This window comes from Streptomyces sp. 3-6, from assembly GCF_056323165.1.
Window position 1 is genome coordinate 79,976 of the sequence record NZ_JBWHZP010000006.1, and the last position, 15,221, is coordinate 95,196.

A 15,221-nucleotide genomic window follows, 5' to 3' on the forward strand; every position below is an offset into this window, starting at 1 on the left:
CACGGCCCCGTCGTCCGTTCCGAGACGGTGAGGACTCGGCCGGCCCGGCCGTGCCCGTTCGCTCAGAGTGAACGCCCGGCTCCCGCGGCCCTGCCCCACTCCACCGTCACTCTCTCCACGGCCACGACGTGCCGCGCCGGACGGGCGGCCGGCCCGAAGGCCGCGACGTCCTCGGCTCCGTCCAGCACACCGCCCGACGGATCGTCCCCACCCGACCTGCGGACCGGGTCGCCCTCCGGCTGGAGGATGTCGCGCACGACCATGACGCACAGGTAGAGGGTGCCGAGCAGGTGGAGCGCGATGGCCCAGTGGTAGCCGTCGGCGGGCAGTCCCTTGTGGGCGTCCCCGCTGGTGGTGTACGCGAGGTACATCCAGATGCCCAGGAAGTACGCCACCTCGCACGCCTGCCAGATGAGGAAGTCCCGCCACTTCGGCCGGGCGAGTGCGGCCAACGGCACCAGCCACAGGACGTACTGGGGTGAGTAGACCTTGTTGGTGAGGATGAAGGCCGCGACGATCAGGAAGGCGAGCTGGGCGAACCGCGGCCGTCGCGGCGCCATGAGGGCGAGCGCCGCCACGCCCAGGCAGCACACCAGCATCAGCACGGTGGCCAGTGTGTTGACGGTGTCCGTGCTCAGCGGATCGGACGAGTTCTGCGCCAGGATCAGCCAGAAGGAGCCGAAGTCGACGCCCCGTTCCTGGCTGAAGGTGTAGAACTTCGACCAGCCGTCGAACGCGAACAGCATCACCGGCGCGTTCACCACCGCCCAGGCCACGGCGGCCCCGCCGAGGGCCTTTGCGAACTCCCGCCGGCGACCCGCACGCCAGCACAGCACCAGCAGAGGGCCGAGGAGCAGGAACGGGTACAGCTTGGCGGCCGTGGCGAGCCCCAGGAGGACGCCGAAGGCCAGGGCCCGCCCTCGCGACCACATGAGCATCGCCGCGGCCGTCAGAGCGACGGCCAGCAGGTCCCAGTTGATCGTCGCGGTCAGGGCGAAGGCCGGCGCCAGCGCGACCAGCAGGCCGTCCCAGGGCCGGCGGGCGTGGGTGCGCGTCACACAGACGGCGATGACCGCGGCGCAGGCCATGAGCATCCCGGCGTTGACCATCCAGTACCACTGTTCCTGGTGCTGGATGCTGCCGCCGTCCGTGGTGAGCCAGGCCGCGACCTGCATGAACACACCGGTGAGCACCGGGTACTCGAGATACTGCATGTCACCGGGCAACTGGTCGAAGTACGGCACGAGCCCGTCGGCGAAGCCCCGCCCCTGGTAGAGGTGCGGGATGTCGGAGTAGCAGGCGTGCGTGTACTGGGCGCTGGCTCCGAAGAACCAGGCCCCGTTGAAGCACGGCGCCTTCTGGACCATGCCGAGGGCGAACATGCCGATCGCCACCAACGCGATCACCCTGACCGGGGTCCACCAGGACCTGCCCGGCCGGACACGGCGTCCGAGCGGGCCGCCGATCAGCTCACTGCCGGCAGCAGCGACCTCGTCCTCCCTCGTCGGCCCCACCGCGTCGGGTTCGTGAACGCTCGCGCGCGTCGATTCTCCACTGGGCATGGCGCACATCCTGCCGTACGCCGCCGTGAAGGGCCGAGGGCCGCCGCACCGGAGAGGTGCGGCGGCCCATGTTTCACGTGAAACGCCCGGAACGGGCAGGAGTCGGACTAACCTGCCGGGCCTCCGAAGAAGCCAGGACCCCCGTTGTTCCCGTTGCCTCTGTTGTTGCCGACGCCGTCGGACTGTGTCGGCGTCGGCGAGGTGGGCACTCCTCCGTCCGTTCCGCCGTCGTCCGCACCGCCCGGTCCGTTGCCACCCGAGTCGTCCTCGTCCTCACAGTTGAAGTCGAACGGCCGGCAGGTGTTGCTCGGCTGCGGGGGCGTCGGAGTGGTCTGGGACGGCGTCGGGTCGGGCGACGCGGAAGGCGTCTCCGACTCCGTCTCGGTGGGCGTGGGCGTCGGGCTCGGCTCGGGGTCGTCGTTCACGACCGTGCCGATCGGCTGGGGGGTCGGGAACGGCTGGGGCGCCTTCCCCTTGAGCGCGTCCTCCATGTAGTCCGCCCAGATCTGCGACGGGAAGGACGCGCCGTGGATCTTCTTCTCGCCACCGGTTCCGAACATCTCCAGGAACTGGCGGTTCTTGATGGACTCGTCATCCGGGTACCGGAACATGCTGATCGCGGTCGACAGCTGCGGGGTGTACCCGACGAACCAGGCGGACTTGTTGCCGTCGGTCGTACCCGTCTTCCCGGCCACCTGACGGCCCGGAAGCTGCGCGTTGGTACCGGTGCCCTCCTCCACCACGGTCTTCAGGATGTCCGTGACGTTGTCGGCGACCTGGGCGGTGAACGCCTGCTTGGTCTCGGTCTTGTGGGTGTAGACCGTGCCGTCCTTGCTCGTGACCCTCTTGACGGAGTACGGCTCACGCTGCTTGCCGCTGGCCGCGAAGGTGGCGTAGGAGCCCGCCATGCGGATCGCACTGGGGCTGGAGGTGCCGATGGAGAACGACGGGTAGTCGGTTCCGGCCAGGCTGGACTTCAGGATGCCGGTGTCGATCGCGGCCTCCTTCACCTTGTCCAGGCCGACGTCCATGCCGAGCTGGACGAAGGAGGAGTTGATGGACTCGCGCATGGCCTCGCGGAGGTCGACCTTGTAGTCGGGTGGCGTGCCGTAGGACTGGTCACCGTCGTTGACCTGCAGCCACTCCTCCCCCTTCTCGTTCCGCCAGATCGACCCGTCGTAGTTCTTGATCTTGAGCTTGTTCTTGCCGTTGTACAGGCTCTTCGGCGAGACGATGGTGCGCTCGTCCTGGGCCTGGCTCGGGTCACGCTCCGGGTCGCGCACGCCCCACTTCATGGCCGCCGCCAGCACATAGGGCTTGAAGGTGGAGCCGACCTGGGCCCCGGTCGCGTCGGCGTTGTTGGTGAAGTGCTTGGTCGCGTCCTCACCGCCGTAGATGGCCTCGATCGCGCCGGTGGCCGGGTTCACCGAGGCACCACCGAACTGCACATGGGTGTCCGTCTCCGGGCGTTCCTTCGGTCTGATCTTCGCCTTGTAGACCTTCTGGACCGACTTCTCGAGCTCCTTGACCTTCTTCTTGTCGAAGGTCGTGTAGATCGAGTAACCGCCCTGCTCCAGCTTGCTGGCGGTGATGCCGGTCTCGTCGCTGTTGTTGACGATGTAGGCCTTGGCGAGGTCCACGAGGTAACCGATCTGGCCGCTCAGCGCGGTGTTCGACCGGGGGTTCTGCACCTTGGGCAGCTTGGGGTACTTGGCCCTGGTCTCCGGGTCGAGCAGGTCGTACTCGACCATCTTGTCCAGCGTGTCCTGCATCTGGGTCAGCGCACGCTTCTTGTTCGCCGCGGCGGTGGCGTTGACCGGGTCGATGGACGGGGAGCCGTTCGGGTCGTAGTAGGTGGCTCCCTTGAGCACGGCGGCGAGGAGGGCGCATTCGCCCTCGTTCAAGTCGATGGCTTCCTTGTTGAAGTAGGCGCGGGCGGCCGCCTGGATGCCGTACGCGCCCCGCCCGTAGTAGGCGGAGTTCAGGTAACCCTCGAGGATGGTGTCCTTGTCCTCGGTGGTGCCCACCTTGACGGCGACGAAGATCTCCTTGAACTTGCGGGAGAGCGTCTGCGACTGGTCGTCCAGCATCGCGTTCTTGACGTACTGCTGGGTGATGGTGGACCCGCCCTGCGTCTCGCCACCGCGCGCCATGTTGAACACGGCGCGGGCGATGCCCTTCGGGTCGATGCCGCTGTCGTCGCGGAACGTCTTGTTCTCCTGGGCGATGACCGCGTTCTGCATCGCCTTGGGGATCTGCGTGAGATTGACGATCTGGCGGTTGCGTTCACCACCCGTGGCAACCATCTGCGAGCCGTCGGACCAGTAGTAGACGTTGTTCTGGGCCTTGGCCGTCAGCGCGATGTTGGGCACGTCGACCAGGGCGTATCCGACTCCGGCGACGGCCACCAGACCACCGAAGAAGGCGATGCACAGACCGGTCACCAGCCGCCACGACGGCATCCACCGGCGCCAGCCGTACTGGTCGTGCCGGGGATAGTCGATGATCCGCTTCTTGGCGGGCGGTGCCGCGCGTCCCCTGCCCCGGCCGGGCCCGGCGGCCGGGGCGGCCCGGCGCCGGCTGCCTCCACCTCGTTGTGCCGCACGCCGCGCCTCGGCGCGGCTGCCGTACGTACGCTCCTCACCCCGTCCGCCCGACCCATGGGAATCGGACGGAGACCCGGTGGCGCCTCGCGGAGCCGCGCGGCGGCCGGAGGACGAGCCGGACTGACCGCGTCGGGCCGCGGCACGTCCGCCTCCCTGCGGCTGCGGCGGTTTGCGACGGTGCTCGCTCATCGAACGACTACTCCTAGGGCAGGCGCACCTGTGCGCCTGGAAACGGCGGCTGGTTTCCGGTCCCCCCGAAGTACGGATGTGACGCGCAGCGCATTCACCCGTACGGCACCGGGGACGACGACGCTCACGGACGTCACTCGGTTCCCGGTGGTGTGCATGGCGCACAGACTACGCATCGCCAAACCGTGCCGAGGACAGAAGTTCACCTCAAACCAGGCAACTTGCTCTCCTCGAAGCGGGGATGTGATCCCGTTCACGCCACCCCCTCTTGTCGCGACCGGGAGGCCGTTCTATCGTCGTGATGTATCGAGTCGATACATCAGCTCGGCATAAGGTGTCGCTGAGCCGGACCCCGCTCCGGCGCCAGGCGACCGTGGAGGGGAGGAGGCGACGATGAGCCGGCGTTCCGGGATCCTCGAGTTCGCTGTCCTCGGTCTGCTCCGCGAATCACCCATGCACGGCTATGAGCTGCGCAAACGACTCAATACATCACTGGGTGTGTTCCGTGCGTTCAGCTACGGGACGCTCTACCCGTGCCTCAAGACGCTGGTCGCGAACGGCTGGTTGATCGAGGAACCGGGGCACACCACCGAGGACGCCCTCGCCGCTCCGCTCACGGGCCGTCGCGCCAAGATCGTCTACCGGTTGACGGCGGAGGGGAAGGAGCACTTCGAACAGCTCCTCTCCCAGACGGGACCCGACGCGTACGAGGACGAGACCTTCGCCGCGCGCTTCGCCTTCTTCGGGCAGACGTCGCGTGACGTGCGCATGCGGGTGCTCGAGGGCCGCCGCAGCCGGCTGGAGGAGCGCCTGGAGAAGATGCGCGTCTCTCTGGCGCGGACCAGGGAACGCCTCGACGACTACACACTCGAGCTCCAGCGCCACGGGATGGAGTCCGTGGAGCGCGAAGTGCGCTGGCTGAACGAGCTCATCGAGAGCGAGCGTGCCGGACGGGACCTCAAGGGTTCCGTCTCCGGGGGGACCGCTCAGCAGGACACCACATCTGGAGCGACGGGCGGCCTGCCCCGGCCGGAGGACGACCTCCGGCCGGATTCGCCCGACGACACCGCCACGTGAGTCCCAGTCAGGGCCTCACTCGTACTACACAGGGAGCAACCGGAATGGGTTCGGTTCGCGTAGCCATCGTTGGCGTGGGCAACTGCGCCGCATCGCTGGTGCAGGGAGTCGAGTACTACAAGGACGCCGACCCGGCGTCCAAGGTGCCGGGCCTGATGCACGTCCAGTTCGGCGACTACCACGTCCGCGACGTCGAGTTCGTCGCCGCCTTCGACGTGGACGCCAAGAAGGTCGGCCTCGACCTGGCGGACGCCATCGGCGCATCCGAGAACAACACCATCAAGATCTGCGACGTCCCCCGCACCGGTGTGACGGTCCAGCGCGGCCACACCCTCGACGGTCTCGGCAAGTACTACCGCGAGACGATCGAGGAGTCCGCCGAGGACCCCGTCGACGTCGTGCAGGTCCTCAAGGACCAGCAGGTCGACGTCCTCGTCTGCTACCTGCCGGTCGGCTCCGAGGACGCGGCGAAGTTCTACGCGCAGTGCGCCATCGACGCCAAGGTCGCCTTCGTCAACGCGCTCCCGGTCTTCATCGCCGGCACCAAGGAGTGGGCGGACAAGTTCACCGAGGCGGGCGTCCCGATCGTCGGTGACGACATCAAGTCGCAGGTCGGCGCGACGATCACGCACCGCGTGATGGCGAAGCTGTTCGAGGACCGGGGCGTCATCCTGGACCGCACGATGCAGCTGAACGTCGGCGGCAACATGGACTTCAAGAACATGCTCGAGCGGGACCGCCTCGAGTCCAAGAAGATCTCCAAGACGCAGGCCGTCACCTCGCAGATCCGCGACCGGGAGCTCGGCGAGGACAACGTCCACATCGGCCCGTCCGACTACGTCGCCTGGCTGGACGACCGCAAGTGGGCCTACGTCCGCCTCGAGGGCCGCGCCTTCGGCGATGTCCCGCTGAGCCTCGAGTACAAGCTGGAGGTCTGGGACTCCCCGAACTCCGCGGGTGTCATCATCGATGCCCTGCGTGCCGCGAAGATCGCCAAGGACCGGGGCATCGGTGGCCCGATCCTCTCCGCGTCCTCGTACTTCATGAAGTCGCCGCCGGTGCAGTACTTCGACGACGAGGCCCGTGAGAACGTCGAGAAGTTCATCCAGGGCGAGGTCGAGCGCTGATCACGCCCGACCGGGGCAGGTGAGAGGTCTCCGGGTCGCACGACCCGGAGACCTTTTTTCTGTGTGAGGCTGTCCCCCATGGCCGTCGTCCGTGACCTGCGCGTACTCCTGCGTTTCCAGGGTTTCCGACGTCTGCTCGCGGTCCGGCTCCTCTCCCAGGGCGCCGACGGCGTCTTCCAGGTGGCGCTCGCCGCCTATGTCGTGTTCTCGCCGGAGCGGCAGACGTCGGCCGCGGCGATCGCCTCGGCGATGGCGGTGCTGTTGCTGCCGTACTCCCTGGTGGGACCGTTCGCCGGGGCGTTCCTGGACCGCTGGCGCCGACGGCAGATCTTCCTGTACGGCAACCTCCTGCGCGCGCTGATGGCCTGCGCGACCGCTCTCCTCATCTTCGGCCGGGTCCCGGACGGCTTCCTCTTCGCCGCCGCGCTGTGCGTCACGGCCGTGAACCGGTTCGTCCTGGCCGGGCTGTCGGCGGCTCTGCCGCGGGTGGTCGACGCCGAGCGGCTGGTCGTCGCCAACTCCCTCTCCCCGACGGCGGGGACCCTGGCCGCGACCGCCGGCGGTGGGCTCGCCTTCCTGGTCCGCCTGTTCGTCGCCGACTCGGACGCCGCGGTGGTCCTGGTGGGTGCCGCGCTCTACCTCTGTGCCGCTCTGGCCTCCCTGCGGATCGCCAAGGACCTGCTGGGCCCGGATCGCGCCGCCGCTCCCTCGCGTCTGGCCACCGCCCTCCGGGAGTGCGCCCGCGACCTGGTGGCGGGCGTCCGCCACCTCGCCGCCCCGGAGCGCAGGGAGGCGGCCCGGGCTCTGACGGCGATGGCTCTGATGCGGTTCTGCTACGGCGCCATGCTCGTCATGGTGCTGATGCTCTGCCGGTACGCCCTGACCTCGTCCACGGAGGAAGGGCTCGCGCTGCTCGGGACGGCTCTGGGGGTCTCCGGCGCCGGATTCTTCGCGGCGGCGGTGCTGACTCCCTGGGCCGCGGGGCGCCTCGGGCCGGGGCGATGGATCCTGGTGTGCTCCGCGGTGGCCGCGGTCCTGGTGCCCGCCCTCGGCCTTCCCTTCGCCACGGGCCCCCTGCTGGCGGGAGCGTTCGTCCTGGGACTGAGCACTCAGGGAGCGAAGATCGCCACGGACACCATCGTGCAGTCGACGGTCGAGGACGCGTTCCGTGGCCGGATCTTCTCGGTCTACGACGTGCTGTTCAATGTGGCGTTCGTCGGCGCCGCCGGCGTGGCCGCCCTGATGCTCCCACCGGACGGCAGGTCGGTCCCGCTGGTGGTAACGATCGCCGTTATCTACGGCACAGTTGCTGCGTCTATCGCCCGTTTTGACCGTCAGTAAGTGTCACATCAGTGCCACAGAGCCCCACAGAACTCTTGGGATGTCAGTGCGGCCAGGTAGCTTACGGGCGTCTTGACTCGCGTGCAGTTCACGCCACGCGAGGCTTTTTCGAGTTCGAGGGGGACCCCCAAGTGACCACTCCGCCGCCCCAGGGCAACCCGTTCGCCCAGGGCCAGCCGCCGCAGGGCCAGGCTCCGCAGCCGCCCCAGGGCGGATTCCCGCAGCCGGCCGGTCAGCCGGGGTTCCCTCAGGGCGGTCAGCCCGGGTTCCCGCCGCCTGGAGCACCCGTTCCGCCGCCGCCCTCGGGCGGCCGGTTCAACAAGAAGCTGCTGCGCGTTGTCGCGGTCATAGCCATCGCCATCGTCATCGGCGTGGTCAAGTGGCAGTGGAACAAGTCCGACGCCGAGACGACCTCGGTGGGCAGTTGCATGCAGAACGAGGGCACCCAGTTCAAGCCGGACCTCAAGTCCGTCGACTGCTCCTCCGGTGACGCCGAGTACAAGGTCGTCGAGAAGTTCGACGGCACCAGCGACAGCGACAAGTGCAAGACGGTTCCTGACGCGCCCATCGCCTACTACCAGACCGGCGGCGGCCACGAGGTGGTCCTCTGCCTCAAGGACATCAAGTAGGACAGCCAACGCTCTCCGTGGGTGGTGATGTTTCACGTGAAACATCACCACCCACGGACGCGAGACCTACCTGAAGGTGGTCGTGTTTCACGTGAAACACGACCACCTTCCGCGTTCAGCCCTGCTGAGCGGCCCACCATTCCTTGAGAGCCGCGACGGCGGCCTCGTGCCCCATGGGCCCGTGCTCCAGACGCAGCTCCAGCAGGTGCTTGTACGCCTGCCCCACCGCCGGCCCCGGCTTGAGGTCCAGGATCTGCATGATCTGGTTCCCGTCGAGATCCGGCCGGATCGCGTCCAGCTCCTCCTGCTCCTGCAACTGGGCGATCCGCTCCTCCAGACCGTCGTAGGCGCGCGACAGCGCGGCGGCCTTGCGGCGGTTGCGCGTGGTGCAGTCGGAGCGCGTCAGCTTGTGCAGTCGGTCCAGCAGCGGCCCGGCGTCGCGGACGTAGCGACGGACGGCGGAGTCGGTCCACTCTCCCGTGCCGTAGCCGTGGAAGCGCAGGTGGAGCTCCACCAGTCGCGACACGTCCTTGACGAGCTCGTTGGAGTACTTGAGTGCCGTCATGCGCTTCTTGGTCATCTTCGCCCCGACCACCTCGTGGTGATGGAACGAGACCCTGCCGTCCTTCTCGAAACGGCGCGTGCGGGGCTTGCCGATGTCGTGCAGGAGAGCCGCCAGGCGGAGTGTCAGGTCGGGGCCGTCGTCCTCCAGCGCCATCGCCTGCTCCAGCACGATCAGCGTGTGCTCGTAGACGTCCTTGTGCCGGTGGTGCTCATCGCTCTCCAGCCGCAGAGCCGGCAGCTCGGGGAGGACGTGACCGGCCAGCCCCGTGTCGACGAGCAGGGTCAGTCCCTTACGGGGATGGGGGGAGAGGATCAGCTTGTTCAGCTCGTCCCGCACCCGCTCGGCGGACACGATCGTGATGCGGTCGGCCATCTCCGTCATGGCCCCGACCACCTCGGGGGCCACGTCGAAGTCGAGCTGGGCGGCGAACCGGGCGGCCCGCATCATCCGCAGCGGATCGTCCGAGAAGCTCTGCTCCGGGGTGCCTGGCGTCCTCAGCAGCCGCTGGGCGAGATCCCCACGTCCGTCGTGCGGGTCGATGAAGGTCCGCTGCGGCAGAGCGAGCGCCATCGCGTTGACCGTGAAGTCGCGGCGGACGAGATCGTCCTCGATGGAGTCGCCGTAGGACACCTCCGGCTTGCGCGAGGTCCGGTCGTACGCCTCGGAACGGTATGTGGTGACCTCGATCTGGTAGCCGTCCTTCTGCGCGCCGACCGTGCCGAACGCGATCCCCACCTCCCAGACCGCGTCCGCCCAGGGCCGGACGATCCTCAGCACGTCCTCGGGACGGGCGTCGGTCGTGAAGTCCAGGTCGTTGCCGAGCCGTCCCAGCAAGGCGTCCCGGACCGATCCGCCGACCAGGGCCAGGGAGAATCCGGCCTCCTGGAAACGGCGGGCGAGGTCGTCGGCGACAGGGGCGACCTGCAACGGATCGGGCGACCCGGGACGCGGCACCTGACTCAGGACACTGGTTTCTTCATTGGCGTTCGGCACAACAGAAAAGAGTACGTGGCCAGGGCTGCCGGGGGCGCCCCCATCGGCGTGCGGTCCCGGACACCTCGCACCGAACCCGTACAAGCATCGCTCCGGCGACGCCGGGACACACTCCGGCCATACGGCGGCACAGCGGACGACAGGGTAACGCCCGCGATCTTGGAGGTCGATCCGCGGCACCTCCTCTCAGCGCGCATCGTTACCATGCGGGGACGCACATTCCGACGACCACTGACGACGAGGGACGGGCGAGCGCGTGGCCGAGGCGGCAGACTTCCAGGGGACCCCTCCCTCACCTGCCCGCCACCGGCGGCGCACCGGGGTCCTCCTCGCCACCCTGCTCGTGCTGACCGGGCTCCTGCAGTGGGCCTCACTGCCTTCCGCGCATGCCGCGGGCCGGGAGGCCCCACGGGCCGCCACGGACACCGGGTCGGTCGCGGTCGCCGTGGACGGGCTCACCCCCAGCGTGCCGGGGGAGGGCGACACGGTCACCGTGACGGGCACCGTGACCAACAAGGGCCGTCAGGCCGTCACCGACGCTCACGTGGGGCTGCGGGTCGGCCCGATGCTCAACACCCGCTCGGGCATCGAGACCGTCGCCAGGAACAGCACGGACATCCTGAGCCCGGCCGGACAGGAACTCGGCGGCAAGTACACCGCGAAGCTGTCCAAGCTCACGCCCGGTGTCTCGCAGCCGTTCCGCATCTCCGTGCCGGTCGACAAGCTCGACCTCGAAGAGAACGGCGTCTACCAGCTGGCCGTGTCGCTCACCGGCGAGACGTCCGCACAGCCCTGGCAGCGCATCCTCGGCATGCAGCGGACATTCCTGCCCTGGCAGCCGGAGGAAACCGACCCCAGGACGCGGACGACCGTGCTGTGGCCGCTCATCTCGTCGACCCACATGACCGCGGAGACCGGGTCGGACGAACAGCAGACGCCCGTCTTCCGCGACGACGACCTCGCCAAGGAGATCGCGCCCGGCGGCCGCCTCGACCGCATGGTGGCGCTGGGCGAGGACCTGGACGTCACCTGGGTCGTCGACCCCGACCTGCTGGCCTCGGTCGATGCCATGACCGAACGGTACGAGGTCCGGGGAGAGGGCGACACCACCGTGCCCGGCCGCAACCAGGCGGTCGCCAAGCGGTGGCTGGCCGCGGTGCAGAAGGCCGTGGCCGGAGACGAAGTGGTCGCACTGCCCTTCGGCGATCCGGACCTCGCCTCGCTCGCCCACAACGGCACCTCGGTCGGCGGCTCGCTGAAGCACCTCAAGGAGGCCACCGACGTCGTCGTGAACACGGTCGAGCCGATCCTGCACGTGAAGCCGACCACGGACTTCGCCTGGCCCGTCGACGGGGCCGTCGACCCTTCCGTCATCAAGGTCGCGACGTCGGCCGGCGCCGACAAGATCATCACCCGCAGCGACAGCCTCAAGGAGTCCGCAGGCCTGTCGTACACCCCGTCCGCGGCCCGCCCCATCGGCGGCGGCACCACGGCGGTCGTCGCGGACGCCACACTGTCCACGGCCTTCCGCGGCGATCTGACCAAGGCTTCCGCCTCGACCCTCGCCACCCAGCGCTTCCTGGCACAGACCCTGACGCTCGGCCTCCAGACCGGCAAGGACCGCAGCATCGTGGTCGCCCCGCAGCGCATGCCGTCGGCGAGCCAGGCACAGACCATGGCCGAGGCCGTGAAGGCGCTGCAGGAGGGCACCTGGACACAGGCCCAGGACCTCACCACCGCTGCCCGGGCGAAGCCGGACCCGGCCGCCTCCACCCGGGTCCCCCCGGCCGGCGCGTACCCCTCCTCGCTGCGCAAGCAGGAGCTGCCGCGCGCCGCCTACGAACAGATCGCACGGACACAGGGCAAGCTCGACAAGTTCAACGTGATCCTCTCCGACCGCTCCAGGGTGGTGACCCCGTTCGGACGCGCCCTGAACCGGGCCATGTCCGCCTCGTGGCGCGGCCGGGTCGCGGAAGCAGCCACGTACCGGAGCGGTGTCGAGGCGTACCTGGACGTCCTGATCGACCAGGTGAAACTGATCGACAAGTCGGAGACGAAGCTCTCCGGCCGCAGCGCCACCATCCCCGTGACCGTCCAGAACAACCTGGTGCAGGGCGTCGAGAACCTGGTGCTGCGGCTCAGCTCGACCAATCCGACGCGTCTGGAGATCGGCGGGGACGCCTACCAGGAGCAGCCCGTCACGGTCTCCGGGGGCCACAGCCAGTCCGTGAAGTTCACCACGTCCGCCAACGCCAACGGCCGGGCCACCGTGGTCGCCCAGCTGTACACCGAGGACGGCCGGCCGTACGGCGGGCCCGTCGTGTTCGATGTGAAGGTCACCGAGATCACCGCCACCGTGATGCTGGTCATCGGCGGCGGGGTGCTGCTCCTCGTGCTGGCCGGATTCCGGATGTACACCCAGCGCAAGCGGGCAGCCGCCCGCGGTGCTGAGGGCGGCGGAAGCGACGGCCCGGATGAGGACGGGGACGATCCGCAGAACCCGACGGCACCCGAGGTGCGTCTCACGGAGGAGCCGGACACCGGCCCGGGGGCAGACGCCCCGCAGGCGAGTGACCCCGCCCCGGACACCGCATCGGAAAGCCAGGACCCGTCCGGCACGGGTGAGAGAGTGGACCGTTGAGGATGTCGTGGCCGGTGGGCCCGGGACGATGAGGTGGGGTAACCATGAACGCGCCGTACGACGGTGACCGCGGCGGTGCCGCGGGCAGCTCGGGCCATCCCGAGCCGGACCGCTTCGAAGGTCCGCCGCCCGGGCACGACCAGGCGCCGCAGGCATCCGCGGACACCTACCTCCAGGACGCCTACGACCAGGATCCCTACCGGGCGCGGGACATCGCCGCGCAGGACCCCGTCGACGAGGCGCTCTACGACCGCGCCGCGCACCCGCCGCCCCCTCCGGGCAGCTACCCGCCGCCGCAGCCGCTGTACGGGCAGCCGCCGCAGCCGCCGCACGCGCCCGACCCCCGGGTGTGGGCGCGGACCCCGGCGCCCGAGCCGGACGGCCCCACCCAGTTCCTGCCGCACGGCGACGACCCGCGCACCACGCAGTACGTGGGCGTGGACGACCTGGTGGGCGGGAGCCGGGAACGGGACCAGGGATCCGACGCGTTCGCGCATCTCTTCCGCGATCAGCAGCACAGCGGTTCCGTCCCGGGGCAGTACGGCGCCGCGTACCCGCAGGAGCCGCGGCACGACCACGCCGCCTACCCGGCGGAGAGCAGCCACCGCGTCGAGCAGCCCGCCGGAGTGCCGGCCGCAGTCTCGGCGCCGGGTCACTACGCCGGCGCCACCCCTCCGCCGGCCGCCGAGGCACCCCAGTCGTCCGAGACGCCCGAGCCCGCCCCGAAGAAGGCGGGCAAGGCGGGAGGGCTGCTGAAGTCCAGCGCCGTGATGGCGGCGGGCACCATGGTGTCGCGGCTGACGGGCTTCGTCCGCTCGGCGCTGATCGTCTCCGCGCTGGGACTGGGCCTTCTCGGTGACTCGTTCCAGGTCTCCTACCAGCTGCCGACGATGATCTACATCCTCACGGTCGGCGGTGGACTGAACTCCGTGTTCGTGCCGCAGCTCGTGCGGGCCATGAAGGACGACGAGGACGGTGGCGAGGCGTACGCCAACCGGCTCCTGACCCTCGTGATGGTGGCTCTGGCCGCCCTGACCGCCCTCGCCTGGTTCGCCGCGCCCCTGCTGGTGCGCGCCCTGTCGAACCCGGTCGCGACGGACCCGGCGGCCAACGAGGTCGCCGTCACCTTCACCCGCTACTTCCTGCCCTCGATCTTCTTCATGGGCGTGCACGTGGTGATGGGTCAGATCCTCAACGCCCGCGGCCGGTTCGGCGCCATGATGTGGACCCCGGTCCTCAACAACATCGTCATCATCGTGACGCTCGGCGTCTTCATCTACGTCTACGGCACCGCCGCCGACTCCCGGATGAACGTCTCCAACATCCCCCCGGAGGGCCAGCGCCTCCTCGGCCTGGGCGTCCTGCTCGGCCTCGTCGTCCAGGCCCTGGCCATGATCCCGTACCTGCGGGAGACCGGTTTCCGCATCCGCCCCCGGTTCGACTGGAAGGGCCACGGCCTCGGCAAGGCCGCCATGCTCGCCAAGTGGACCATCCTGTTCGTCCTGGCCAACCAGGCCGGCGCCCTGGTCGTCACGCAGCTGTCCACCGCGTCCGGTCTGGACTCCGGGGTCGAGGGAACGGGCTTCGCCGCCTACGCCAACGCCCAGCTCATCTGGGGACTGCCGCAGGCCATCATCACCGTCTCCCTGATGGCCGCCCTGCTGCCCCGGATCTCCCGCTCGGCAGCCGAGGAGGACGGCGGCGCCGTCCGTGACGACATCTCCCAGGGCCTGCGCACCACCGCGGTCGCCATCGTGCCGATCGCCTTCGGGTTCATCGCCCTCGGCATCCCGATGTGCACCCTGATGTTCGGGTCCTCGGGCACCGCCGAGGCCACCAACATGGGCTACATGCTGATGGCCTTCGGCCTCGGCCTGATCCCCTACTCCGTGCAGTACGTCGTCCTGCGTGCCTTCTACGCCTACGAGGACACCCGAACCCCCTTCTACAACACCGTGATCGTGGCCGCCGTGAACGCGGCCGCCGCGGTGGCGTGCTTCCTGGTGCTCCCGGCCCGCTGGGCCGTGGTCGGCATGGCCGCGTCCTACGGCGCCGCCTACGCGGTCGGTGTGGGAGTCGCCTGGCGGCGGCTGCGCCCGCGGCTGGGCGGGGACCTCGACGGCGCCCGCGTGCTGCGCACCTACGCGCGCCTGTGCATCGCCTCGGTCCCGGCCGCCCTGCTCAGCGGTGCCGTCTGTTATGGCATCAGCCAGGCGATCGGCCAGGGCGTCGCTGGTTCGTTCGCCGCCATCCTGGCCGGCGGGGCCGTGCTGCTGGGCGTCTTCTTCGTCGCGGCCCGCCGGATGCGCATCGAGGAACTCAACTCGCTGGTCGGAATGGTCCGCGGACGCCTGGGACGCTGAAGCGGGGGGTAGGCGCACAACCATCGTCGTCCGCCGTGTGTCGTGCATAGCGGCGGACTGTGGGCACAATTGGTGTCGGCGTCGGATGCGCGCGACGGACGCCGACCGACGCGCAATGAATGGGGAGG

General features: G+C 69.3%; 9 protein-coding genes. 6 read left to right on the plus strand and 3 right to left on the minus strand.

Features of this window, described 5'->3' with window-relative positions:
- Positions 1–62 precede the first annotated feature (62 nt).
- Both AC02VZ_RS10780 and AC02VZ_RS10785 read right to left on the minus strand, forming a co-directional pair.
- A complete protein-coding gene (locus AC02VZ_RS10780; RefSeq protein ID WP_476475235.1) occupies positions 63–1,571 on the minus strand; it encodes a glycosyltransferase family 87 protein in 1,509 nt (502 codons plus the stop codon).
- A gap of 98 nt (positions 1,572–1,669) precedes the next feature.
- Entirely contained in the window at positions 1,670–4,357 is a 2,688-nt protein-coding gene (locus AC02VZ_RS10785; RefSeq protein ID WP_432056507.1) for a transglycosylase domain-containing protein, read from the minus strand.
- Between the two features lie 393 nt (positions 4,358–4,750).
- Here AC02VZ_RS10785 and AC02VZ_RS10790 point away from each other — a divergent pair, with 393 nt between their 5' ends.
- From AC02VZ_RS10790 to AC02VZ_RS10805, 4 genes are all read left to right on the plus strand, one after another.
- The gene (locus AC02VZ_RS10790; protein WP_362093979.1) at positions 4,751–5,434 is read left to right on the plus strand and encodes a PadR family transcriptional regulator; all 684 of its coding nucleotides are present in this window, start codon (positions 4,751–4,753) and stop codon (positions 5,432–5,434) included.
- A 44-nt stretch (positions 5,435–5,478) separates the two neighbouring features.
- Positions 5,479–6,561, plus strand: a complete 1,083-nt coding sequence (locus AC02VZ_RS10795) for an inositol-3-phosphate synthase (RefSeq protein WP_432056506.1) — start codon at positions 5,479–5,481, stop codon at positions 6,559–6,561.
- A 78-nt stretch (positions 6,562–6,639) separates the two neighbouring features.
- The gene (locus AC02VZ_RS10800; RefSeq protein ID WP_432056505.1) at positions 6,640–7,902 is read left to right on the plus strand and encodes an MFS transporter; all 1,263 of its coding nucleotides are present in this window, start codon (positions 6,640–6,642) and stop codon (positions 7,900–7,902) included.
- A gap of 131 nt (positions 7,903–8,033) precedes the next feature.
- Positions 8,034–8,531 carry an LppU/SCO3897 family protein gene (locus AC02VZ_RS10805; RefSeq protein WP_432056504.1) on the plus strand — a complete coding sequence of 166 codons (498 nt, stop codon included), beginning with the start codon at positions 8,034–8,036 and terminating at the stop codon, positions 8,529–8,531.
- Positions 8,532–8,646: 115 nt separating this feature from the next.
- On the opposite strand, the gene AC02VZ_RS10810 is transcribed toward AC02VZ_RS10805, so the two are convergent.
- Positions 8,647–10,089 (minus strand): CCA tRNA nucleotidyltransferase, encoded by a 1,443-nt coding sequence (locus tag AC02VZ_RS10810; RefSeq protein ID WP_432058691.1) that lies wholly within the window; start codon positions 10,087–10,089, stop codon positions 8,647–8,649.
- Positions 10,090–10,345: 256 nt separating this feature from the next.
- On the opposite strand from AC02VZ_RS10810, the gene AC02VZ_RS10815 reads away from it, so the two are divergent.
- Positions 10,346–12,730 (plus strand): DUF6049 family protein, encoded by a 2,385-nt coding sequence (locus AC02VZ_RS10815; protein ID WP_476475236.1) that lies wholly within the window; start codon positions 10,346–10,348, stop codon positions 12,728–12,730.
- 44 nt (positions 12,731–12,774) lie between these two features.
- A complete protein-coding gene (gene murJ, locus AC02VZ_RS10820) occupies positions 12,775–15,093 on the plus strand; it encodes a murein biosynthesis integral membrane protein MurJ (RefSeq protein WP_476475237.1) in 2,319 nt (772 codons plus the stop codon).
- Positions 15,094–15,221 lie beyond the last annotated feature (128 nt).

Excerpts from the sequence above, each read along its gene's own strand:
- AC02VZ_RS10780 (WP_476475235.1), bottom strand. The coding sequence starts at position 1,571 with ATGTGCGCCATGCCCAGTGGAGAATCGACGCGCGCGAGCGTTCACGAA.
- AC02VZ_RS10785 (WP_432056507.1), bottom strand. The coding sequence starts at position 4,357 with ATGAGCGAGCACCGTCGCAAACCGCCGCAGCCGCAGGGAGGCGGACGT.
- AC02VZ_RS10790 (WP_362093979.1), top strand. The coding sequence starts at position 4,751 with ATGAGCCGGCGTTCCGGGATCCTCGAGTTCGCTGTCCTCGGTCTGCTC.
- AC02VZ_RS10795 (WP_432056506.1), top strand. The coding sequence starts at position 5,479 with ATGGGTTCGGTTCGCGTAGCCATCGTTGGCGTGGGCAACTGCGCCGCA.
- AC02VZ_RS10800 (WP_432056505.1), top strand. The coding sequence starts at position 6,640 with ATGGCCGTCGTCCGTGACCTGCGCGTACTCCTGCGTTTCCAGGGTTTC.
- murJ (WP_476475237.1), top strand. The coding sequence starts at position 12,775 with ATGAACGCGCCGTACGACGGTGACCGCGGCGGTGCCGCGGGCAGCTCG.